Below are 24199 nucleotides of genomic sequence, written 5' to 3' on the forward strand. Positions count from 1 at the left end.
TCGGGTTAACGATGTGCCTATGCCAAGGCATGCCTGCCGCGGCCAAGCATTGCGAAGCCGTGCGGCATCAAGCGCGGGCATGTCAGCACGGTGTTGAAGACAGCTGACTGGGTCAGTTGTCTGGGTACCGGATTAACAAAAGAGGATCCGGCTGGCCGGCAGATCTCGCCGTCCACTGCTAACAATCGGAGTGTAGCGTTTGATGCCAGAACCAATTCACGAGTTCGATGGCGACATGCTCGAAGCCGCCTTAATGGCCACCGAAGGGCCGATATTGCTCTATGCAGGTGATCCCGATGCCGCAGGATACTCGTCTGTAATCGAGACGCTGTCCAAATTGCACGGGCGTGAGAAACGCCTTCATTGCGTTTGGCTTGACAGCCGCGGGCAGGCCCAGCATCTCGACCGTCTGGGGCTAAAGCCGCCCTTGCTCATGCTGCTTCAGCCGCTTGCGACGCCCGCGTTGCTGCCCTATCCGGTGACCGTAGACGGGATCGAGCACTGGCTATATGAGCAGGGTTTGCTGAAAAACGGGTTGTCTCCTGGCCGCGGCGATTGGCGCGCCTTCTACGGTGATAGCCAACTGCGCGATTTTTTCTACCAACGCCTGCGCTGGCATGCTCGTGCCGGGCATATCGACACTTGGAATGCGCCGCGCTGGCATGACGGACAAGGCACGATCTCCGCGGCTATGGTCCACGACACCGATGCCGAATTGTTCGAGCGCATGACCGGCATGCCATATGCCTTCGCCTGCGTGCTCGAATTTCTGGATGTCGCCACCCGTGATCAGATCGATCAGTTGTTCGATGTATTAGAGCCGGGCTGTAAGTTGCGTGATGTGGCAATCAATCTGTTCAGTGCTTGGCTGGCGGCGCCCGAGCTACCCTGGGCTGAATTGATCAATGACAGCCACATTGACGGTTTGCGACGACAATGGCTGACACTGGATGCGCAGCGTCGTCGCGGAGAGATAGTGCCAGCCGGGGAATGGCGGGAATTACGTCTGGCAGCCAGTCACATGGTATCGGGAGATGATCCGTACCGAACGCTGCAACGACATGTCGCCGAATTGATCATGTGTGCGTCGCCGCCGCCGGCTGACGATGCCCATCGGGCCTGGCGTCATCTACTGCTTGGCCTGGGCAGTTACGCCAAGGTCTCGATGGTGCGTTTTCTGCACGGTTGGCGGCATCAGGATTTTGCGATGGAAATGTTGCTTTTCCGCTGGTTCAGTGAGCGAGAGGCCCGCGAGCCCGGCGGGCGCTTCACCCCCGAGACCTTGCAGCAGGCACAACGGGAATGGGAAGCACAGCCCCAGGACCAGGAATACATCGCGCGAGAAGAAGCCTTCCACGAGAATGCCCGGGTCTGGCTATCGACGTTCGACCACGACTGGTGGCTCTATCTGTTGCGGTTGCTGCGTGAGGCCCCGGTTTGAAGGCTCGCGAATCGAAGCGATAACCCAAGAATCATTATCGATCCAGCATGAGAAAGCTGAATTTTTCAGCTGTTTTCAACGCTACCAAACAACGAACGCTGGTGCGTTTCCGGCGTTCATTTTTAACGGATTCGCGTCCTCTGGCCGCGCCGCGGCCGGCATACGGGCGTTATCAACCCTGCAAATCATCTATTTTTATGCCAGGTTAATAATAATCGAGCCCGCGGCAGGGTGGGTCGAAACCTTCAGCGATCCAGTTTCTATGCTTGACCGGCAATGGACGTGCACGTGGCCATTCGAGATGGCGCAGAATTTGCCTTCAATTTTCTGCATGGTAGTGGTTTATCCCGATTGATCGCCGTGTCGTGGTGCGTTTTCGGGCCGATAACGAACTGGTCGTCTTAGGCAGAAGAAGTATGGCGGGGCAATACAAGCGAGTGCCAGCACTGTTTGGCGATTGGATCTGCCATCGATCGACAGACTGCGTCATCATGCGTGGTCGCGATAATGCTCTTGGTGCCAATTCGGAGCGTTTTCTGGGCGCAGCGTACGATGGCCGGCGGCGCGTGTCGGATTTGGCACAACGAACAGTCATATGCGGCGAGGATATGGCGATATTTCGTAACGACCGGCTGTCGACTGGGGCAGCCGAAACGCAGCAATGCGTCGTCGGCATGCGTTTGATTGTTGAATTCGTGCCTGGTTGGCAGGCTGACTCGCGAGTAAAGCGCGGCACGACTACGGTTTGCCGATGGAGTCAGAGCGACGGTTCTGTGGTGAATGAATATCCGTGGGCGCGGAAGGTGTCAATAAAGCGTCTGATTGTTCAGCGCCGGAGGAACCCGGGCAAATGAAAAAGAATAGACAGCAGCGACTCGACGAAGTCTTTCGCAAGGACTATTCGTGGCTGACCAATAAGCTACGCTATCGCACCGGCGATCCCGACAAGGCAGCAGATATAGCATCCGAATCGTTCGTGCAGTTTGCAGCTGTACGCGAGCTGGATAGCGTGCGCGAGCCGCGTGCCATGTTAACCACGATCGCCAATCGGGTATTCTTCAACACGCTTCGCCGCCGCAGCCTTTATCAGAATTATCTGCAGCTGCTGGCTCAGATGCCGACAACCATTGAGGTGTCGGCCGAAGACCAGAATGCGATGATGGATGCTCTGCTGGCTGTGGATCGTGCGTTTGACACATTACCGGAAAAAGCCCGGCAGGCATTCGTCTATTGTCGTCTGGAGGGGCTGACGCAGGCCGAGGCGGCGGCGAAGATCGGCGTTTCCAAGAGTATGGTCCGTCAATATATCGCCGCGGTGCAGACGCGGTTGGAAGAGGTCGTGCAAAACCCCTGAAGATATACGATGGGTCGATTGGCGAATCCGGGGGGTATGCGGAGAGCCCAAGACGTCGTGTGTGCGCCGATGTCTTGATTATCGAGGAATAGGAATAACTGCCTTGTGCCTGCTGATGTTTCGTGCGTTTCCACACCGAGTGCGCCTTCAAATTGACGATGGGCGCAAAGACGAGGCGTAGCACGCATAGCGTGTCATTCTGCGCCCGCGTGCTCGAACGCTGGATCGCCGTCGTGTTTTTGATTTGGGGCGCTTGTCCCGAAGGGTTCGGTCGCCCATGAACACTCGACGATGGCCGCCCCGCGGCATTGCGAGCCTGGATCGTGGCACGCCACGATCGGCAACTCGCGCCTTGACGGACACGATTTGTGGCGCAACGCGGCGCTCGAACGATACATCAACAGGCCCTAGCGTCTGTTGAGGATCGCGCCGCGTTGGCGAACGCTAATCGGGTTAATCAAGGCGTGCGCGGCTGCATTGTGCTGTGTAACAATCCAGACGTGTAACGCGGTATCTTGCAATTGGCGCCCCAACCGGCCAGGGCTTGTCTGACGGCAATACCGCGTTGTCCCTTCCCTGTCTTGCGTGGCACAGCCATGGACGCTTCGTCTTGGCAGTAGACAAGCCTTGGCGCGGACACGTACTGACTCTCGACAGGCGCTACACTGGATTGACCTCAAATGCTCTGCGGTGCCACAGGCTGTCGTCGACCCGAGCACAAAAAAACGACGCATATGCCGGGTCACTGTGCGGCTCTTGAGAGTGGGGCGTCGACGTTTGTTGCAATGTCATATCTTTAATTGGCTGGTCGTAACGTCAGTGTACGGTCGTGGAAGGGCCGCAGAGATTCATTGTGCGCAACGCTGACGATCGCGCTATCGGGCAACTGTGTCGTCAAAGCACGGTACAAGGCGTTCTCGGTCTCGGGATCCAGAGCGCTGGTTGCTTCGTCTAGAAACACGAATGCCGGACGCTGTAGCAACACCCGAGCCAGTGCCAGGCGTTGTTGTTCACCGCCCGACAGTTTTTGTTGCCACCGGGCGTTGACGGACAATGAGTCACCCAATGTCTCAAGGCGGGCAGCGGTTAGCGCCTGCCGACAGGCATCATTATCAAAATTGTCTGGCGGCTGTGGATAGCAAAGTGCCGATTTCAATGGTCCGCTGGGAATATAGCTGCGCTGGGGTAGAAAGCAGCGGCTGGTCGCGGGCTGTCGGATTTCGCCTTTCGCGTAGGGCCAGAGGCCGGCACAGGCACGCAGCAGCGTGCTCTTGCCGGTTCCCGAGGGGCCCGTGATCAGCCACCGTTCCCCCGGGCCGACTTGCCATTCTGACAGACGTGTAAGCAGTTTGCCGAACGGGTCACGTAGAGACAGATCCCGGCATTTCAATGCCTGGGCGCCAGCCGGGAAGGCCTGTATCAGATCTGTCGGCGTGCTATTGGCTTTGGAAAAGCCCCATTCCAGGTCACGCAGACGATTTGTGATTGCAAGCCATTGCGTGAATTGCTCGTATGCCTGTGAGAAAAAAGACAACGAATTCTCGACCATGGAAAAGGCACCCGTTGTTCGGCCGATATCGCCGAAGCTGATTGCGCCGGCAAGGTAACGCGGCAGCACGAGCAGTGTGGGCAGGACGGAAAAAGTCTGGCTATAGACCGCGCGGGTAAGCATTATTTTTGATGTGCGGGAAATAATGTGATACCAGTTGGTCAGAAGATGCTGGAATGCGTCGCCCAAACGCTGTTTTTCTCGGGAACCGCCACCATAAAAACCGATTTGCTCGGAATTCTCGCGCAGCTGCATGGCGAGATAACGAAAGTCGGCCTCGACCGTCTGTTGGCGATTATTAAGCCCGATGAGTGGCTTGCCGACATAGTGGACCAAGGCGAGATTGAGGATCGAATAGATAAGCACGGCAAAGACGAGATAACCCGGCAGCGCCAGCGGTACGCCAGCAATTTGGAAGTGAAGCGTACCGGACAGGTTCCACAAGACCACGCTGAAAGAAATTGTCGATACCGTCGCCGATAGCGTATTGAGGCACAGGTTGAGCGTGATATCGACGAAGCGGGCGACATCGTCAGCGATACGCTGGTCGGTATTGCTGATCAGGTCGTCGCGTTCGACGCTGTAGTAAGCGTGATGGTCGATCCAGCGTTTGAGATAGTGATCGGTCAGCCAGCTTCGCCACTTCACTTGCAGGATCTGCTGCAACACGTAGCTGACGATGGGTAATATCGCGACGCCTAGCCCGACGCAGAAACTGATCAGCATTAGCGGTTTGATCTTCGCCCAATCGCGCGACACCATTGCATCGATCAACTCGCCGGAAAGGCGGTTTGCCCAGACGGCCAGTGACGTGCTGCCGAACATGATCGCCAGGATCAGCGCCAATAACGCAAACCGCTGCCAGTAAGACGGAGCGTGCCGCCAGAACAAAAGGATCATCTCTCCGATGCCGGGACGACGGCCCCGCTTGATAAGATCGCTCATTTATCGAATCCGGCCGCAGGGCGATAAGCCAATAAATAAAAAATAAATAATCCTTGGCCCTTGATTTTGAAAACGCATTGCAAGAGATCTGCTTATTCGATTGGCTCGGTGCTGCAGTCCATATCGGAACGGCACTGGAAGGCCGAAACCCGGCCGTTCTCTCAGCCCCCTGCAAACCTTGGTCGGCTGCGTGCCTGTCTGTAGTTTTCAAAGATCCGGCCGTCGAATGGCCGCAGCGCCATGGTTGCGGTGTGCGATCAATCCAGCGTGAACGTATATTCATGCCGGATTGGCCGAGGCCGCTACACAGAGGCGGGCGTTTGCAAGGCTGCCGGACTTCTCGATGCCACTCTTATATCTGTGTATTTCGAAGCACGAAATGACAGTTCTCGGCGAAAGAATCTCGCGAGCTCTCTCGCGGTTGGCGACGGCCGTCGGATAGGGCGTGCGAAGCGGTGCCAGCATCGCCTGCCGACAGCGTTTGGCGACGGCGCGGCAGCACAAGCGGCTATCGTCTTTGCCGGTTGCGTCGTGATCATCCGATCCAATCGCCTGGCGTCGGCCATGGTATCGGCCTTTGAGGTTTATTAACCCAGTATAAAAATAGATCGTTTTCGGGTTGACGAAGCGCTTTGCGACGATATATGCGCCGCCGCCTGGAGTGCGAAGCCATTGAAAATGAGCCGCGGCGGCGTTCTCTCCGATGGCGGTGGAAACGGCTGGCGATTTCAGCTGCTTGGATACCGTATCGATAACGGGACCGTCGCGATTGCCTTGTCGGAATTCTCTGCGTCGCAATCACGGATTAGGCACGGGATATGCCGCCAACTGGCAACGGGTGCAGCCAGTCGCCAGTCGGTCAACGGCGACATTTTATGTCTTGTAGCTGTCACTTTTCGCGCGTTATCACACATACCCCATAGAGACCGACGTGTCGTTTCGGCATTTCTAGCGGTTCTTGAAAGGGGGGCGAGCAGTGACAAACATGCGATCCAGAGCGAACCGGGTTGCGGTGATTTCAGTTTCCGTCGGTATGGCAATGATGACTGCGCCGCCACTGGTCGCGGCGCCTTATCAAACGCCAGAGCCCGAGGATGATTCTGGCACGTCGGTCGCACCGGACTCGTCTGCCAAATCGGGCCATCCCCGATCGTCTGAAGCCAAGAGGCCGCCGTCAAAGAGTTCGTCCCAAAAGCCGGCATCCGTCGAGCCGGCAGCTGCTGTAGACAGCACGCTTTCGACCATCGATGTGTTCGGGTTCCTCGACGACTTGGGTTACAACCCAGGCTTTTCGAGCGGCGCTTACGGCATGGGTATGCCGCTGCAGGAGACACCTCGCGCCGTGGATGTTATTGGCCGGGATGTTCTCGATGACCAGCAGTCGACAGACGTAGAAGATGCACTCAGGAATGCGCCCAGTGTCTCCATACAACCCGGCGGGCACGGCAGTTCTTCCTTCGCCATCCGTGGTTACGATGTAACGCAGACATCAGTGGATGGTGTAACCAATTTTGAAAGCCGGAACAATCTTACGACACCATCCGCGAACATCGATGGTATCCAGCGTATTGAGGTCATCAAAGGGCCGAATTCGGTCATGGCTGGTAGCAGTTCGCCCGGCGGGAGTATCAACCTGGTCCGCAAGGCGCCAGTGCGCGAGCCGCTGCATCAATTGAAAGCCGATGCCATTGACAACAACCATGCCGAGTACAAGCTTGCGCTGGATCTCGGCGGGCCGCTCAGCCGTGACAAGTCGTGGGCCTATCGCTTTAATATCTCGGGCATGAAGTCCGACAATACGTGGTACGACTACGATGGTGGCCACTCCTTCTTCGTCGCGCCGGTGATCGGTTGGCGCGGCGACGGCACCCGTTTCAAGGTGGGGGGGCAATTTTCGAAATCTCGCTCTTCCGAAGGCCTGAGTGCGACGTACTACGATTTTGCCGAAGGCGCGGTCCAGGACATTCCCCGCCTCCGCTTCGGTGACCGGGATGACCATGTCTCGGGAGATTCGTCCACCATCTATTACGAATTCAGTCAGGATTTGGCACCGGGCTGGACGTTCAACAGTAAGGCGACCTACCTCGACAGCATGGTCGATATACGGCTACATGAAGCGTGGGCCATCGAGCCGAATGGGGATATCGTCGCCCATCCATTTTCGAGCCGGATCGACCTAAGCTCTATCAGTACCCAGAACGATATCCAGGGCAAGTTCAATACCGGCCCAATCCACCACAAGGTGCAGATTGCCCACAGTTTCATGCAGGCTGATTCTAGTCAGTTCGATCTTTCCACCGGGCCGGTATTCGGGCATAACGTATGGCGCCCCGATACATTGAATTACCCGGCCATTCCAAAGGCCGAGCAGAAAAGCTTCACGCAACTGCAAATTCAGAAGGGGTGGCTTTTGCAGGACGATGCCTCGATTTTCAACGATCGATTGCACCTGCTTTTTTCCGGTCGCTACACGACATGGGATAACCGGCTCAATGTGTTGGCTGGCTCGGGTTCGGCGAGCAAATTCAAAAAAAGCAAGTTTGTACCCAACTACGGAATCGCCTTCAATATAACCCCGGATATGACGGCATATTTCAACTTGCTCAACGGTTTCTACGGCACGATGCAAGTCGACACGAACCAGGAGCCGTTACCGCCTAGCACAAGTCAGTCGAAGGAGTTCGGCCTTAAATGGGCGCTTCTGGACAGCAAGTTGACTGTGACTAGCGATATTTTCGAGATCGAACAAGACAATGTCCCGGTGCAAAATACACAGACAGGCGAATACATCAGCGCGCAGGGGCGTAGTAGCAAGGGGTTTGAGCTTAATATCGACGGTAGTCCCATGCCGGGATGGGACGTCACTTTTGGTTATACCTACTTGAGCGTGAAAGTTTCCGATACACAGCCCGATGTCGCACCAACAAGAATTACCGGTCAGCCTCGGCATTCGGTCAATCTCTGGACGACCTATCAACTACAGCATGGTCTGCTGGCAGGGTTGGGGGGTGGTTTTGGCGTGACTGCCGCCAGCCAGACGACCAACGGCAATAACACGGCGGGATACTTCAAGTTGCCGAGCTGGGCCCAGGTGGACACCTCAATTTTTTATCGGAAGAAAGCCTGGGCGGTGACCCTAGGCGTCAAGAATATCTTCGATAGCCGGCTCTATAACTATACCTCGGTTCCCGACTTCGTCTCGGTTAAGGAGGGACGTCGTGCGCACTTGACGGTCTATTACGATTTTTAAGGCCATTAGGATTTTAAGGTTTGTATTGCCAAGAGAAAAATGGTTTTTCTTGGTCCCGCTACGCGTATGGCAAGGCATCTGGATCGCGGTCAATCGTTTGTATTCGTTGACAAAGAAACACGGAAAGGCCTTCTGTCCTGGCCTTTGAAGGTGCTGGAAAACAACTGGCGGAATCCGCTGTTTGGGGCGCCGGGTTAATAGTAGAACAGGGTATTGAAAATCGTTATGAGAACAATCGGTCTTATCGGTGGAATGAGTTGGGAGTCAACCGCCACTTATTATCGAAAGATCAACGAGCGTATTCGGGCCGTTCGTGGCGGTCTGAGCTCGGCTGATCTGTTGCTTCACTCCGTCGATTTTTCCCGTGTCGTGGCATGGCAGAAGGCAGGAGCGTGGCAAGACGCAGCCGAATATCTGGCAACCGTCGGTTTTAACCTGCAAAGGGCCGGTGCAGACTGCATCTTGATTTGTACCAACACGATGCATCGGGTTGCCGACGACGTCTCGGATCGATTGGATGTTCCTTTGATTCATATTGTCGATGCGACAGGGGAGGCGTTGGTCCGGGCTGGTGCCAAGCGGCCTTTGCTGCTGGCGACGAGTTATACGATGGAAGGTGGTTTTTATCGAGACCGGTTGCGGTCACGCTTCGGTATCGAGGCCAAGGTGCCGGATGCCGACGCGCGAGCAACAGTCAACGAGATCATCTTCGAGGAGCTTTGTGTCGGCCGGATCCTGGACATATCCCGGGCCGATTATTTGCGAATTATTTCGTGCGCGCGGGCATCCGGATGCGATTCCGTCATTCTGGGTTGTACTGAGATTGGCCTGCTGATTGATGAAAAAGACTCCGAGCTCAAGGTATTTGATTCGACTCGGCTCCACGTGGAGGCGGCGGTTAAATTTGCGCTTGAAAGAGATAGCCATTAGACCAGCATGATAATCGATGGTTTTCCGGATTGATAACCGTGCTCGCGGATGCAAGATGCCGCAAAGCCTTTAAAAAATAAATTGTGAAATGTTCCGAATTTTATTCTGTAAATTGATGATAAAACATCGATTTCGAATTTTTCTGGATTTTATCAGTCCGAAGGTTGTGTCTTCAGTAATTCCTGTTTTAGTTGGCGTCAATCTTTCGTAAACGTTCGTGAAGGTATCCGATTGGCCTGACTCGTGGGTTGTCCTCATCAGGAACTGCAACGCCGTGTTTTCCGTGAGCCGATTTGAGAGAAAGCTGGCTTTGGAGCAGTTTTTGCGATCAATGAACAGAAAAAAGATGCTGCATGTCAATGCGCCTTGAGATATTGCGAATATGGCGATTATATTGAGTTTAAAATTATTTTATGAAGTCAAAATATGGAATTTTGTCTTTGTAAAAATAAAAATATCAGAAATTTTACAAAACAGTAACGCGGTACTCATTGCTTTTCTACACAAGGAGCGCCTATGCGCTGGAATCACCCGACCGACGAGGGGACTGCGCCAGCGAGCGCTGGCCCCGCTGGTATCGCCGATGTGCCGCTGATCGAGCGCGAGAGACTTTTCGGTAATCCGAGTCGTATACAGGGTCGGCTAAGTCCTGATGGTCGTTGGCTGTCCTGGATAGCGCCAGCCAATGACGTGCTCAATCTGTGGGTGGCGCCGGCCGATCGACCGCATGACACGCGCGTCTTGACTGACGGATGCGGGCGACCGATCCGTAGTTACTTTTGGTCGCCGGACAGCCGGCAATTGTTGTTCGTGAACGACCAGGACGGCGATGAGAACTTTCGTCTGTTCAGCGTTGATGTCGAAACGGCGACACAGCGTACGCTGACGCCGCAGGATGGCGTGCGTGTCCAGGTGCTTGGTGTCAGTCGGCACGTGCCGGATTACATTGTGATTGGTATCAACGATCGTGATCCACGGTGGCACGATGTTTATCGCTTGGATCTGGCTACCGGCGCATTGACGCGAGTAATGTACAACGAGGGTTACGGCGGGTTTCTGGTGGATCGGGATCTTAAGATTCGGCTCGCCCAATGTCCGCGCGAGGACGGAGGACAGGATTTCTTTATCGTGCAGGACGGCGGCACGATCAGTGACGAGCCGTTCGCACGCATCAGCTTCGAGGACAGTGCCAATACCGGGCCGGTGGGTTTTACTCGCGACGGCAAAACGCTCTACTGGATCGATAGCCGCGATCGCGATACGGCTGCGCTGGTTTCCCAAAGTCTCGACACCGGCGAAATACAGTCGATTGCGGCGTCGCCGAAGGCTGACATCACCGGCGTGATGGCCGATCCGGACACGCACGCGATCCAGGCTTGGGCCGCGGATTATCTACGTACCGAGTGGCACGTCATCGATGCTGCCATCGGTGACGATCTGACATTTCTGGAAATTCAGCTAGCCGGTGACGTGCATGTCACATCGCGAACCGACGACGATCGTCGTTGGGTGGTGGTCAACGATCCCGTGACCGCGCCGGTCCAGACACATCTCTATGATCGGGACGCGCGCACGCTTACGCCGCTTTTCGTCAGCCGTCCCGAGTTGGTCGGCGCGCCGCTGGCGGGCATGACGCCGTTGGAGATCAAGGCCCGCGATGGGCTTACGCTAACCGCCTATCTCACGTTGCCCCGTGGCAGCGATGCCGACGGTTTCGTGACCCCGAACACGCCGCTACCGATGGTCTTGTTGGTGCACGGCGGCCCTTGGGTACGAGACGGTTACGGTAGTAACGGTTATCACCACTGGTTGGCGAATCGTGGTTACGCGGTGTTGTCGGTCAATTATCGGGGCTCGACCGGATTCGGTAAATCGTTTGTTGCGGCCGGCAATGGCGAGTGGGGCGCGGCCATGCACGACGACCTGATCGACGCCGTGAACTGGGCAGTAGCCGAAGGCGTCGCCGACGACGGGCGTGTCGCCATCATGGGGGCGTCCTACGGCGGCTACGCTTCACTTGCGGGACTGACGCTGACGCCTGAAACGTTTGCCTGCGGCGTGGATATCGTCGGGCCGTCGAATCTCGCGACGTTGCTGGACAGTATCCCGCCTTATTGGGAAGCCGCCCGTCGCCAGATGTATCGTCGCATGGCCGATCCCGATACCGAGTCTGGTAGAGCTTGGCTTGCCGAGCGCTCGCCGCTGAGCTACGCGGATCGGATCGTACGACCCTTACTGATCGGTCAGGGGGCCAACGATCCGCGTGTCAAACAGGCTGAAAGCGATCAGATCGTGACTGCAATCGCCGAAAAATCCATTCCCGTCACTTATGTCCTGTTCCCGGATGAAGGCCACGGTTTCGCGCGTCCAGCTAACAATATTGCCTTCAATGCGATCACCGAAACATTTCTTGCTGCCCATCTCGGCGGGCGAGCCGAGCCGTTCGGTGGGGCCTTGACGCCGTCAACCGTCACCGTCCCCCACGGCGCGAAATTCGCGCCGGGGCTGCAGGATGCGCTCTTAGCCAAGGGCTGACGTTGCGCCACGATTATTAATCGGGGATCAAAGCGGATGATCTTGTCAGTCGCCTTCAAGGACACAGTGGCCATTGCCTGCGGTCATCTCGACATGTTACGCGTTTCTACGGCCTGTTAACGCTTCCCGCGTGCGCCGCGCCGGCGCTCATTTTTTGCAAGACAAGGCATCGGGCGCGTACGGCCGTCATTCTGACTTCGCGAACGACAACGCCGGATTGCGGAAAAATGACCGCCGGCGCGGCGGGTTGCGCACGAAGTGTTAACAGGCTCTAGTTGCCCAATGGCCCATGGGGGGCAGCTGTTCGTCCGTATCGGTTCTCGATCAGCGCGATAGGCCGCCGGCTGTTTCTAACTGTCCTACTGATGCGCCCCAAAAGCGTGCTCTCATTTCGCTCGTCAGAACCCTCTAAAGCGCTACTGAGGGAAATCTCGAGAGCATGGTCAGCAAGAGTGAGTGAATGGGAGCCGAGCCAATGCGCAGCCCGACGCTGAGCAGCCCTCGTTGTTTTATTAACCCCGCATAAAAATAGATGATTTTTCGGGTTGATAACGCGCGTGTGCGACAGCACGCGCGCCACGGCCAACGGCCGTGAAGCCATTGAAAATAAAAAGACGGACAAGTGTCGGCGTTTCTTTCGATGGCGTTGAAAGCAGCTGACGTCGTCAGCTGTTCTGGTGCCGGATTAATAGTATTCGCAGGCGTCCAATTTGGTGCTCGCCGACTACCCGTTACTTCGGATTCGTTCGATGGCCGATGCGGCCCCGGACTCGATGGAAGTCACTCCAACGGTCAGCGATTCCCATACGGGGTGGTCGGGCGAGATGCTGTGCTCGATTCTCTCCAAACATCAGTTTCTCCAGAAGTTCCGCTAAAAATTGCGATTTCAGTGGTTGGCCGGGCTGTCGTTGGATGAAGCGGTCTGGGATGCCTTAGCGTTTGACCAAGAACCGCCAGCGGTTGACGGACGGCGCGGTGATCGATCGCCTGCTGAGGGCAGTCGTCGATCAGGCCCGCCAAAGCCGGTTATTGTTCGGACAGCGCCTCAATCGGACAAAAATAATCATGAGCCGACTCAGAAAGGGCGGCCTGCAAGGTTCACGTCATGATTTTGGCGCCATTCCGGCAACTCCATGAATCTCAACTCAATGATTTGTCGAATATTTTAAAAAAACAGAAGATTAGGTTTTTTTATAAATTTAAATCGAATATTTTTTGGCATGGTTCTTGTTGGTTATATCAGGGCGCTGGAATTTTCGGTTTATTTCTTGGTTCCTTGATGCTTGGAATCGAAAGATGTATTCGATTCACATTGGCTTCCGGATAAATCCACGCCGTGAAAATCTACTAAAACTAATTCTTGGCATTGGAGTTGAAGACGAAGGAATTAATTCGCTTCGAAAATTTTCGTCTTTTATTACGACTGCAAGAATTCATTTGAAAGGGGTTGATAGTGAGGAAAAGGTTTTGCTTTTGCGGAGTTTTTTTCGTAATGCCGATTTTTCTTGCGGGCTGTAATGGTGATGGTGGGGGTGACGATAGCAGTAGCAGCTCAAATCAGGCGCCCACGGCTGAGCAGAAAGTTTATGTTCTGGACTCTGCCCGCGAATGGTCGCCGGTGACGGGGCAGGTTGGTTTTACCGATCCGGATGGTGACACGCTGACTTACGCGGTCCAGTTGGTGCAAGACGATGGTGCAGATGCGCCGGGCGAGGTCAGCATCGACTCGAAGACCGGCGAGTTTACCTATGTATCGTATGGCACGGCGCAAGCGGAATTTATTGTCACAGCGTCCGATGGGCAGCTCAGCGCGAGCACGCAAGTGGATGTCGAGTCGGTGGCCGGCGATCCGTATGCCGACCAGCAGTGGCAGCTTAGAAATACCGGCCAGACGGCTTTTGCACATCTCGACCGGGCGCTCGAAGGATATCGTGATTATTTGGTGGCCACGGGACAAATCAACGAGTCAGATCGAAACACGGTCACGTTTCCCGAGAGCGTGTCGATTCCGGATATAGACATGGACGTTTTCCCGGTTCAGGCCGAAGGGCTGACAGGCAAGAATTCGATTGTCGTTGTCGCGGATACGGGCCTCGAGATCGATCATCCCGATCTGAAAGAGAATTTGCTGCCGCGCAAATCGCTGAATTTCTTGCAAAATGCGTATGATCCGACGGACCCTACCAACCGTATTGATCAAGATGGTGACCACGGAACGAGTGTCGCCGGTTTGATTGCAGCGGTTGGCTGGAACGGGATCGGTGGTCGCGGTGCGGCGCCGGAAGCGAGTCTTGTCGGCATGAACTTTCTCAAGGCCCAGACGACGACTACCGAGATGCTTTCTCATGGTATGCCGGGCTCGAGTTTGACCCCGGATGACAACGTTGTTGCGTTCAATCGAAGTTATGGATTGACGGCGCCGATCTTTTACAACATCGATCCGATTGAAGAAACGATCATTTCCTATCCGGAATTATACCTGCGGAATGGGAAGGGCGCACTCAACGTCAAGGCAAACGGCAATAGCTGGAGTGACGACGGTAACCAGACGCGTATTTGTACTGAAGAAGGCGTGGATCCGAACGCGTACGGCCTTTCCTGCACCGACGGAAATATGGATGGGGCTAATGCAAGCCCTTATAACCTGAGTGTGGCTGCGATCGATGCTGACGGTACTCGCGCAAGCTATTCTACCCCGGGCGCCAATCTGTTCATTTCTGCGCCTGCCGGGGAGTACGGTTTTCGCTATCCGGCCATGATCACGACCGATCAATCAACCTGTCTCAAAGGCTATAGCAGTTTCATTGCAGCCTCCAATCTGGGCAATTCGTTCAATTATCCGGACATAATGGCAGCGATCTTTCCGTTTAATGCGCCTTCGGTCAATGAATACAACCAGGGGTGTGACTACACCAACACGTTTAACGGTACGTCCGCGGCCACGCCGAACGTGGTCGGTGTGCTTGCATTGCTGGCCGAGGCCAAACCGGATCTGACTTGGCGCCAGATCAAATATATTCTTGCGCATACTGCCAGGAAAATAGATGACCGCGATCCGCCGGTCCAGCTGGATGTCGGTGGGACACAGTGGACCGCTTATCCGGGCTGGATCGAGAACGCTGCCGGCCTGCACTTCAATCGCAAGTATGGTTTCGGGCTGATCGATGCGGCGGCCGCGGTGAAGATGGCGAAGGATGATGCGCCCCATCTGGGCAAGATGACCAATACGGGATGGACGTCTGCACGAATTCCTGATCCGATCGATATTCCGGATAACAATGTGTCCGGTGCGTCAGCCCAGGTTACCGTCAAGCAGAATCTTGATATTGAATCCCTACAGGTTCGTTTGTCGGTCGGTAATCCTGAGATGCGCGACGCGATAACGTCGGCCACTAATGCAGAAGGGGTCAGTCAAGCGTCGACCGCCGGTATCGACCTCGCTATCGAGGTGACATCACCGTCGGGGACCAAAGCCATACTTCTGACGAGTAAACAGTCGGTCTATTTTCCACCTGCTGCAACCGGTCTGAGTGGGGCCGACGGCACAAATATCATGTTGAACCACGCGTTTCTGGCTAATGCATTCTACGGTGAACCTTCAGCGGGAACATGGACCGTGCATGTCCTGGATGCCTCTAACCAGAGCTACAGCCTTCAGAATGGCGGTGGGGTCGTCGGCGAGGATCCGCTTGTCTTGAATAACAATACGGTGGATTCGACGCTGGATGCGGTCGCTATCCGGGTCATGGGCCACTGATTGAATTTTTAAAAATATTAAGAGGATCTATCAATGAAAAATCTTCTGCTCTGTGCGACCGCACTTGCCAGCTTCGGTGTCTTCACTTCGGCCGTGGCCGATCCGGCTCAGTCGCTGTCGAAAAAGCTCGACCAGGTACATTCCGGATCGGTGTCGAGACATGCCGCTACGATGGACCAGTCGACGAATACTTTCGGTGTTTACAAGCTTTTACCGAATGTAGAACTCAAGCCAGCCAATCAGGTGCAGCCCACTGATCGAATCGGGGAGCTTGGGGACATGGCCGCGGTTCAAAAAGATGCAGACGAGGGCGATTTGCACGCAAATGAAGACACGCCCGCTGCGAACAGCGTTGTCATGGGTTCGGTACTGCGCAATCAGATCACCGGCGAGCTTGCGGAAGCGACTGGTTCGGTCGTGGTGCTTATTGAAAAAGGCGATATCGACGAAATCGCCGAGCGCGAGGGACTTTCGATCGAGCGTCGTGTCCCGGAAATCAATTTGTACGTGCTCAAGGCGCGCAAGGACCAGAATCTGCTCGATGTGCGCCATAGCCTCCTTCAACAGGAGGGTGTCAAGGCTGCAAGAATTGATGTCCTTGATCAAGCAAAGAAGCCGATGTGATGTGCGGGCCCGGTGCGCGACACCGGTCAGGGAGAGCCTGGCGGTTTTACATATCCGGGCCGCCCGCTATTTAAACTATCGAGTGTTGGCGTAGGTCGGTGACGAACCAACAAGTTCCATCTGCCTGCCACTGCGAGTCATCGCATAATCCGGACGACGGTAGGCGCATACATGGTCGCGTGGTTCGCTCAATCCTTTCGGGTGACGTCGGACGCGGTCCGGCGTCGACCCGTTGAGCAAATTCGCGGTTGGGGGGCGGAGCGCGATCGGCAAAGAGCGCAAGACTTGCGGTCCCCAAATAAGGGATGCCCACGGGGCCGATGCAGGGATGACCGGTCCACGCTCGATTTCCAGATATTGGGGTTTGGGAATTTTCAAATGAAGAAATTGACTCAAGAAAGAAAAGGGCGCCGGGGATATGCGCCGATGTGCCTTATCGCATTATTGTGTTTATCCGGCTGCAATGATGGCGGTGATGGTCAAGGGGGCGGCTCCGGTGCTGCGGATAACAGCGCGCCGACGGCGGGGGCTTCGAAAGTGACCATCACCGATGCAAGGGAATGGCAGCCAAGTACGGGAGAGGCGGATTTCTCCGATCCGGATGGCGATGCGTTGACGTACTCTGCTTTGCTGGTAACCAACGATGGATCGCAGCCGTCGGGCAGGCTGACGATCGACGAGCACACCGGAAAGTTCACTTATATTCCTTACGATGACTCGCCCGCGACTTTCTACGTCACGGCATCCGATGGTAACGCGAGTGCACGTGTTGAAGTGGATATCACTTCGGTCGTTGGCGATCCGTTGCTCGCGCAGGAGTGGTATCTGCGCAATACCGGTCAGTTGGCCTATTCGCAGACAGACGCGGCGTTAGAGAGTTACCGTGATTATCTGGTCGAAACGGGCCAGATAGAAAGAGAAGACGCCGGTTCGATTCATTATCCGGAGAACGTTTCGGTACCGGGGATCGATGCCAACGTGTTTCCGGTTCAGAGTGCGGGGATTACTGGTCAGAATGCATTGGTCGTGGTGCCGGACTATTCGGGGATGGAAATCGCGCACGAAGATCTGGAAGCCAATGTCGCGCCCGGACTTTCGATGAATTTTATGGTCAGCGTACTGGATCCGAGCGACCCGACCAATCCGGCAATCAGGACCGGGTCGCGTGGGACGAGCGTCGCCAGTGTGATCGCCGGGACAGGATGGAACGGCATCGGTGGTCGTGGCGTTGCACCCGACGCGAAACTGATCGGTATCAATACTTACAACGATACGATTATTTCTCGCTCTATTGCCATTGCCCGGCAAATGGCGGCGAACGGTGTTTCGGGCACCAGATTCACGACGCAGGATAATATCGTCGCCTTCGATCATGCGGAGTCACTGCGCACGGCTGCACTTTATGCAGGTGATAGCGACAGCGCGAAAATCGCGGAATCCATCAACGAGTACGCGCCGACTCATATGCGCAACGGCAAAGGCGCCTTGCATATTGCCGCGAACGGCGATTATTGGCGTACAACCGGGTTTTCAAGGCTTTGTCAGATCGCGAGTATCAATGAGACAGGGTTCGGGTGTGTGAATTCGAACATGGACCCGAACATCGTCTCGCCGTACGTACTATCGGTATCGGCTGTGAATGCGGCGGGCGTCAAGGCGAGTTCTTCTTCGGGCGGATCTAATATCTTTCTCGCAGCGCCGGGAGGGGAAGACGGCTTCGAACAACCAGGGATCATTGCCGCCGATCAGACGACATGTCTCGCCGGTTACAGCTCGTTCCCCGGCCTTCAAGCGTATGGAATGACAAATGCCGGTTACGGCAGTGCAACGGAAGGAATTTTTCCTTTCGATGCGCCGCAGCTGATGTCATTGCTTAATACCAACTGTAAATATACCAGCAGGTTTTCGGGCACGGCGCCGGCGAGCGCGATCGTCAGCGGTGTCGTCGCTCTGATTGCATCGGCCAATCCGGGGCTCAATTGGCGACAGATTCGCGATATTCTGGCCCATACGGCTCGGCCGATCGATAGACAGGATGAGCCGGTATCATTGAGGACAGGTCGCGGGTCGTGGTTGGCCTATCCGGGCTGGGTTCAGAACGCGGCTGGGCTGTCGTTCTCGAACAGGTATGGGTTTGGTCTTGTCGATGCCGCAGCGGCCGTGGACGAAGCCCAACATAATCCGCCACAACTCGGTCCGATGGTCGATACCGACTGGATCAGCGGCGATATCGATCAGCCGATCGATATTCCCGATAACGATGCAGCCGGTATCACGCGCTATATCGATGTGCCCGACGACGTAACCATCGAGTCGATGATGCTGCGTGTCACGATCTCTAATCCGGATATCCTTGCCGCCTACGAAAACGGTGTGGAGCGGGATTCGACTGCGGGTATGAATATCGGCATTGCTGTCACATCCCCGTCCGGAACGCGCGCTGTCTTGCTGCCCGGAATGCAGAGCATATTTGCGCGCGCATGGAATGCACCGCGGGATAAGGGGTATATTGCGTATCAGACAAAATTCCTAGCCAACAGCTTTTACGGCGAGTCGGCGGGTGGGCGATGGAAAATTCAAATCGTCGATGCGAGTGGCAGGAGTTACGTATCGGATAATGGCGGCGGTTATTTCAACGTGGAAAGTGGTCCGGTATATCTGGACAACAATAAAACCAATTCGGAACTCGGCGACTTGGCGCTACGTATTGTAGGGCATTGATAAAAAGATCTTGTTTGAGGCCGACTTCTCGGCCGCTAAACGCAGCGACGCGCTGTTTCTCCCTGGCGCGGATGATTCCCGCGCCGGGGGGGGGGCTTGTCGCACCGTGCTGGCCTTGGAGGTTCGTCGCGCTTCGCAGCTGAGATCGATGATCGGTGTACTTCAAGGATCGAGCAGCGAATGCCCGGCTTGGAATAAAAAGCGCCTAAATAGACAATTTTTCGGTTCGATAAAGACGTGCGAAAATACGCGCTTGCGGCGAAAAGAAGCCACGTTGCCATGTTAAATCAACGACGGACAGATGCTGCCGCGCTTTTCTATGACATTTAACGTGTGAAATTTAATCTTTCTGCTTTTGAGTTGATAATATGGCCAAAATTGGGTCATCTGCTGGGTTTTCGCCGTGTGTGGTTGATGGCCGGGCTGTTATCTGCACGTGATGACGCAGCCTAGCGCGGCCTGTTGCGGTTTCCTGAGAGCGTCCTGTTCCTGTCCGCAAGTCGCGTTCTGCAAGGCACGAGTCGCCGCATCGCGGCGTGCTACGCTCCAGACGCGCAACGCGGCTGGGGCTCGTCGTTGATTTGCCGTCGGCGGCCCAACCCGAAGAGCCAATTGCCCTCTTCGTGTATCAGAATGCGAGTGCAGAACCAAACGCTATGCGTGCTATGCCGCATCTTGCCGCCCATGGTTAATTTCGGGCAGAGCCTGGGGTGAACTCGAACGACTGATCAATAGGCCCTAGCGCCGCACGATGCGGTAGATGCCATCGCGTGCGTCGGTCAGCCCCTTGGCGCGGAGATCGTCGCTTTCGGGCAGGCCTCGCCGCTCGGCCAACAGATCGACGTGGGCGTAGCGTCCGTAGAGTTCGCCGACATCTTCATCGTCGATGGCGAAGGGCGGGCCGTCCATGAGCGCCGTATCGTAGGCGAACGTGATCAGCAGGCCGGTCGCGCCGCGACGCATGTGGCCGATGACGTGATCGACGTAGCGACGGCGCATGTCTTCGGGCAGGGCGATCAGCGCGGCTCGGTCATAGAAGCCTTCGAAGCGCTGGAGCTCGGCTGCGGTGAGATCGAAGATATCACCCACCCATATCTCGATACGTTCGCCGATGAAACAGTCGAACGTGCCACGCCGTGTGCGTTGATAGGCCAGACCCTGCTCGGCGAAGAAATCACGGGCGGCCCGTTCGGACAACTCGACTCCGACGACGCGATAGCCACATTCGGCGAGCCAATGCATGTCCACGGACTTGCCGGCCAGCGGCACGAGGATTCGGCAGCCGGGCACCAGGCCTAGGTTCGGCCAGTGGGTTTCCAGCATCGGATGGACCGATGCCTGATGAAAACCGATTTCGTTGTTTTCCCAGCGTTCGTGCCAGAATTCACGATCCATCAAGTCTGCTCGTCGAGTTCCGGATAGTGGCGGAATACACCATCATTGTTGAAGGCGATGCAGCGATCACTGTTGAGATAACCGCGAATGCCGCGGCGATGCGCCACGCGGGCTGTCAGATCAGCCAGCCGTGGCGTGTCGAACCGGGTCATGGCATTCGGAAAGGCATATTTCAGCCCGCGTACGACCTGGAACAGCGATAGATCAAGGGTAGTACATCGATCGCCTACCAGCCAATCGTCACCGAACGGGTTGTCGCGCAGGGTCTGTTCGAAATAATCGAGAAACGTCGGCAGCCGATCGGCCCGGAAGTGCCGCGCGGCCGTTCGTGCCGCCGCTTGCTGCTCTTCGTAGTACAGGCTCGTGCAGAGTGGGTGATGGGTGTCGTGGATCTCGGCGACGAAATCGGTCAATGTGAGCTGGAGCTGGATCATGCGCCGGAATTCGCGCTCGCCGGACGGTGCCAGATCGAGCGGGCCGGCAATCCAGGCCAGGATGTGCGCGACGTGGGACAGTGATTCGTGTTCCGTGTCGAGTATGGGCGGGGCGAAATGATCACCGCGATGGACACGCTCGGCCACCGCCGCCGAACCCTGGTTGCGCCCGACGTCGATATAGTCGGCCTGGGCCGCTTCAAGTGCCAGACGGATGAATTCGCCACGGCCAGGAATACTGGGCCAGTAGTAGAGCCAGAATTTCATCGAATGCCCCGAGTCGATTGGTCGAGCTTATCGCAGCAAAGCGCGACGACGACGTCAATTCGGCGGATGTTGAGGCCGCTCTTTCAGAACAGGGCGGTCTGCTGCATGGCCGGTGATTCGTCGACGAAACCGGACAGGCCGACGCCGACCAGGCGATAGCGTGTCTCGACGGGCAAATCGACCCGTTGACACAGTGCACAGGCGATATCGGTGAGCTCGGCTTGCGACGCCGGCGGTACCGGCGGCGTATAGCTACGCGTGAGGATCCGGAAATCGGAGGTCTTGAGCTTCAGGACCACGGTCCGGGCCACGCGTTCGGCCTTCTTCTGGTAATTGCGCCAGGTCTTGTCCGCCATCTGCGCGATGTGGGGAGCGAGCGCGGCAAGCGGCAGATCCTCACGCAGCGTGTCCTCGGCCGAGATCTGGGCCGCCACGCGATGCGACTTGACCGGCCGATCGTCGATGCCGCGCGCGAGCTCGGAGAGCCGCTGTCCCCAGCGCCCGAAGCGTTCGCGCAGCACGTCCGGCGATACGTCCCGGAGATCGCCGACCTTGGCCAGTCCGAGCGCTTCGAGCTTGCCACGCATGACGCGTCCGACACCCGGGATCTTGCCGACGTCGAGATCGGTCAGAAAACGGTCGATCTGACGCGGTTTGATGACGAACTGGCCGTCCGGCTTGCGCCAGTCCGATGCGATTTTCGCCAGAAACTTGTTCGGTGCAATGCCGGCGGAGGCGGTCAGGCCGGTCTCGGTGCGAATCGCATCGCGGATGGCGCGCGCGGTTTCGGTGGCCGAGGGCGAGGCGATCAGTGGTTCGGAGACGTCCAGATAGGCTTCGTCGAGCGACAACGGTTCGACGTGCTGGGTGTAGCGGTGGAATATCTCGCGTATCTGAGCCGAGACCGCCCGATAACGTGAGAAATCCGGCGGTACGAAGATGGCATCGGGGCATAGTTTCGCGGCACGCATGGCCGGCATGGCCGAATGAATACCGAAGGGGCGAGCCTCGTAGCTGGCGGCGGTGACCACGGCCCGCGGGCTTTTCTTGCAGACGACCACGGGCAGACCGCGCAGGGCGGGGTTGTCGCGTTGTTCGACCGAGGCATAGAAGGCATCCATGTCGACATGGACGATCTTACGCACCGGCGGCGTGTCGGACGTTTCGGTCATGGCCTCGACAATGGGTCCGAGCCCCCGGCACGCCATGCGCAGCGGCATGCGGCCCTGGCTCTCATGGCATGAGCCTGCCAGATTGGCGGGGACCCTTCATCGTTTGTCAAAAGGTTGTCCCTCATGTCGCATGTTTCTCCCGACAGCACCCGCGATACGGCCGTGATCCATTTCGGGCGCGAAGAGCTCGTCATCCGCCAGCGCTACGAAATCGTCAGTATCGCCAATGATGTCCTGATTGGTGTCTGGTTTCTCATTGGCACCGTCTTTTTCTTCTACGATTCACTCGTCTACTGGGGCACTTGGCTGTTTCTCGTCGGCAGTATCGAGATGTTGATCCGGCCCACCATCCGGCTGGTACGGCGTGTGCATCTGCAGCGTTTTCATCCGGATCAGCCCGGGGCGGCCGACGCCGGACACGATTTCTGACGCGCCATCATCGCCGGTCATGACCGGCGGTGTTCGGCGCTGCGGCTGTAGAAGAAGGCGCTGAACATGCCGGCCAGTGTCGAGACGACGGTGATCGCGTAGATATTGATCACCAGACAGATCAGCTGGCCGAAAGCGGTGACCGGATTGGGCATGGTCGACGAAATCGTCACCAGTTGGGATGTCGTCCAGTAGAACGCATCCCACGGCGAATGCATCTGGCTGGCGGGCGCGTCGTGTTCGACGAGAAACATCAGCGTACTGCCCACGAGATCAACCAGCAGCGTCACGATCACGGCCTTGGTGAGCCGGCTGCGCAGGTGCAGGTGTGTGGGACTGGCCGCGCGCAGCACATCGTAGATGTCACCGATGAGACGGCTGCGGCTGCCACGGTTGCGCGACGTGAACATGTCGGGGATTCCGGCGACGGGTGAGGCGCCGATTGTAGCCAGCGCCGTGCCAGGCGATCGATGATTGGATGGATGGCGGTCTGGCGTATAGTCGAGTGCTGGATCGATCTCCACCGGAGTCTGTCATGGCGGCCACCATGCCATCCCGCCGTACGCTGGCGGATCTGTCCGCGCGTTTCGATTTTTCCGAAGCGGCCGTGGCGCATCTCGCACGGGCCGTTGAGGCGGGCGGCGGCGACATGGCGATGTTTGATCATCCGGAGTTCTGTGGGCCGGGGCAGTGGATGCGGGGCGGATTGATCCTGATCACCGATCCGAGTGACACCGGGCGCAAGCACCGGATCGATGCGTTGTGCAATGCGCTGTCCGCGCTGCGATCCGGGGACGATGAGCCGATACGAACGTCGCGCGTCGCGGAGCCGCGGGGCGTGGATGTCTCGGCGACCCGGCCAGCGGTCTGGTGGCCCGCCGCGCTCGGACAGCCCAGTGCGATGGGCGAACAGGACGATCTCTGCTATGCCTATTTCGATCGGCAACGCCGGCTTGTCGTGCAACGGGCGGGCGCGATCACCGTCTACGATACCGGCGACCATCGCATTACCGGTATCTCCCAATCGCAGCAGGGCCGGCATCAGAGCGTCATCTTCACCAGCCAGTACGGCGAAGTGCCGTTGGGTACGTTGCCGCGTGCACCGGTTGCGACCGAGGCAGACGATGATCTGCCGCCAGAGCCGGCGGCCAGGACGACAACGACCGAAGCGGACAGGCCGGCGCTGCCCGGCACCGATATCTTCGATGCCATCGAGCGGCTCGGGGCACTGCGGGATCGGGGGCTGTTGACCGAGGCGGAATTCGCAGCCAAGAAACAGGCGCTTCTGTCCCGTCTGTGACGGGACGCCGTGGTACAACGACGCCAGATCGCGTTGGCTCGTATGCGATGCCGATCCGCGCGGACGCATCTCGGCGACGTGTGTTGAGACGATCGC

16 protein-coding genes are annotated in these 24199 nt (G+C 56.8%); 11 read left to right on the forward strand and 5 right to left on the reverse strand.

What is annotated here, in order from left to right; all coding sequences use genetic code 11:
• Positions 1-202 precede the first annotated feature (202 nt).
• Positions 203-1441, forward strand: a complete 1239-nt coding sequence (locus tag D3260_RS06565) for a hypothetical protein (RefSeq protein WP_147418118.1) — start codon at positions 203-205, stop codon at positions 1439-1441.
• 850 nt (positions 1442-2291) lie between these two features.
• The gene (locus D3260_RS06570) at positions 2292-2795 is read left to right on the forward strand and encodes a sigma-70 family RNA polymerase sigma factor (protein WP_120097785.1); all 504 of its coding nucleotides are present in this window, start codon (positions 2292-2294) and stop codon (positions 2793-2795) included.
• 796 nt (positions 2796-3591) lie between these two features.
• On the opposite strand, the gene D3260_RS06575 is transcribed toward D3260_RS06570, so the two are convergent.
• Positions 3592-5289, reverse strand: a complete 1698-nt coding sequence (locus D3260_RS06575; protein WP_120097786.1) for an ABC transporter ATP-binding protein/permease — start codon at positions 5287-5289, stop codon at positions 3592-3594.
• A 985-nt stretch (positions 5290-6274) separates the two neighbouring features.
• On the opposite strand from D3260_RS06575, the gene D3260_RS06580 reads away from it, so the two are divergent.
• From D3260_RS06580 to D3260_RS06605, 7 genes are all read left to right on the forward strand, one after another.
• Positions 6275-8539 carry a TonB-dependent siderophore receptor gene (locus D3260_RS06580; RefSeq protein ID WP_120097787.1) on the forward strand — a complete coding sequence of 755 codons (2265 nt, stop codon included), beginning with the start codon at positions 6275-6277 and terminating at the stop codon, positions 8537-8539.
• Between the two features lie 225 nt (positions 8540-8764).
• Positions 8765-9469: an aspartate/glutamate racemase family protein gene (locus tag D3260_RS06585; RefSeq protein ID WP_120097788.1), complete on the forward strand. Its 705-nt coding sequence runs from the start codon at positions 8765-8767 to the stop codon at positions 9467-9469.
• 516 nt (positions 9470-9985) lie between these two features.
• A complete protein-coding gene (locus D3260_RS06590) occupies positions 9986-12004 on the forward strand; it encodes a S9 family peptidase (RefSeq protein WP_120097789.1) in 2019 nt (672 codons plus the stop codon).
• 939 nt (positions 12005-12943) lie between these two features.
• The gene (locus D3260_RS17225; RefSeq protein WP_147418120.1) at positions 12944-13141 is read left to right on the forward strand and encodes a hypothetical protein; all 198 of its coding nucleotides are present in this window, start codon (positions 12944-12946) and stop codon (positions 13139-13141) included.
• Positions 13142-13496: 355 nt separating this feature from the next.
• Positions 13497-15761 (forward strand): S8 family serine peptidase, encoded by a 2265-nt coding sequence (locus tag D3260_RS06595; protein WP_120097790.1) that lies wholly within the window; start codon positions 13497-13499, stop codon positions 15759-15761.
• Between the two features lie 33 nt (positions 15762-15794).
• Entirely contained in the window at positions 15795-16385 is a 591-nt protein-coding gene (locus tag D3260_RS17230) for a hypothetical protein (protein ID WP_147418121.1), read from the forward strand.
• 378 nt (positions 16386-16763) lie between these two features.
• Complete coding sequence (locus D3260_RS06605; RefSeq protein ID WP_158583421.1) at positions 16764-19106, forward strand: S8 family serine peptidase; 2343 nt, start codon at positions 16764-16766, stop codon at positions 19104-19106.
• Positions 19107-19844: 738 nt separating this feature from the next.
• Here D3260_RS06605 and tmpT read toward each other — a convergent pair.
• From tmpT to dinB, 3 genes are all read right to left on the reverse strand, one after another.
• Positions 19845-20501: a thiopurine S-methyltransferase gene (tmpT, locus tag D3260_RS06610; RefSeq protein ID WP_120097793.1), complete on the reverse strand. Its 657-nt coding sequence runs from the start codon at positions 20499-20501 to the stop codon at positions 19845-19847.
• Positions 20501-21202, reverse strand: coding sequence for a glutathione S-transferase (locus D3260_RS06615; RefSeq protein WP_120097794.1), 702 nt, complete (start codon positions 21200-21202; stop codon positions 20501-20503). Before D3260_RS06615 ends, tmpT begins: the two co-directional genes overlap by 1 nt.
• Positions 21203-21285: 83 nt before the next feature.
• Entirely contained in the window at positions 21286-22374 is a 1089-nt protein-coding gene (dinB, locus tag D3260_RS06620; protein WP_233543989.1) for a DNA polymerase IV, read from the reverse strand.
• Between the two features lie 123 nt (positions 22375-22497).
• Between dinB and D3260_RS06625 the strand changes: the two genes are divergently transcribed.
• A complete protein-coding gene (locus D3260_RS06625) occupies positions 22498-22803 on the forward strand; it encodes a YrhK family protein (protein WP_120097795.1) in 306 nt (101 codons plus the stop codon).
• A gap of 17 nt (positions 22804-22820) precedes the next feature.
• Here D3260_RS06625 and D3260_RS06630 read toward each other — a convergent pair whose 3' ends face one another.
• Positions 22821-23213: a hypothetical protein gene (locus tag D3260_RS06630; RefSeq protein ID WP_120097796.1), complete on the reverse strand. Its 393-nt coding sequence runs from the start codon at positions 23211-23213 to the stop codon at positions 22821-22823.
• 125 nt (positions 23214-23338) lie between these two features.
• On the opposite strand from D3260_RS06630, the gene D3260_RS06635 reads away from it, so the two are divergent.
• A complete protein-coding gene (locus D3260_RS06635) occupies positions 23339-24103 on the forward strand; it encodes an SHOCT domain-containing protein (RefSeq protein WP_120097797.1) in 765 nt (254 codons plus the stop codon).
• Positions 24104-24199 lie beyond the last annotated feature (96 nt).

It is taken from the genome of Salinisphaera sp. Q1T1-3 (genome assembly GCF_003602005.1).
Classification (GTDB): domain Bacteria; phylum Pseudomonadota; class Gammaproteobacteria; order Nevskiales; family Salinisphaeraceae; genus Salinisphaera.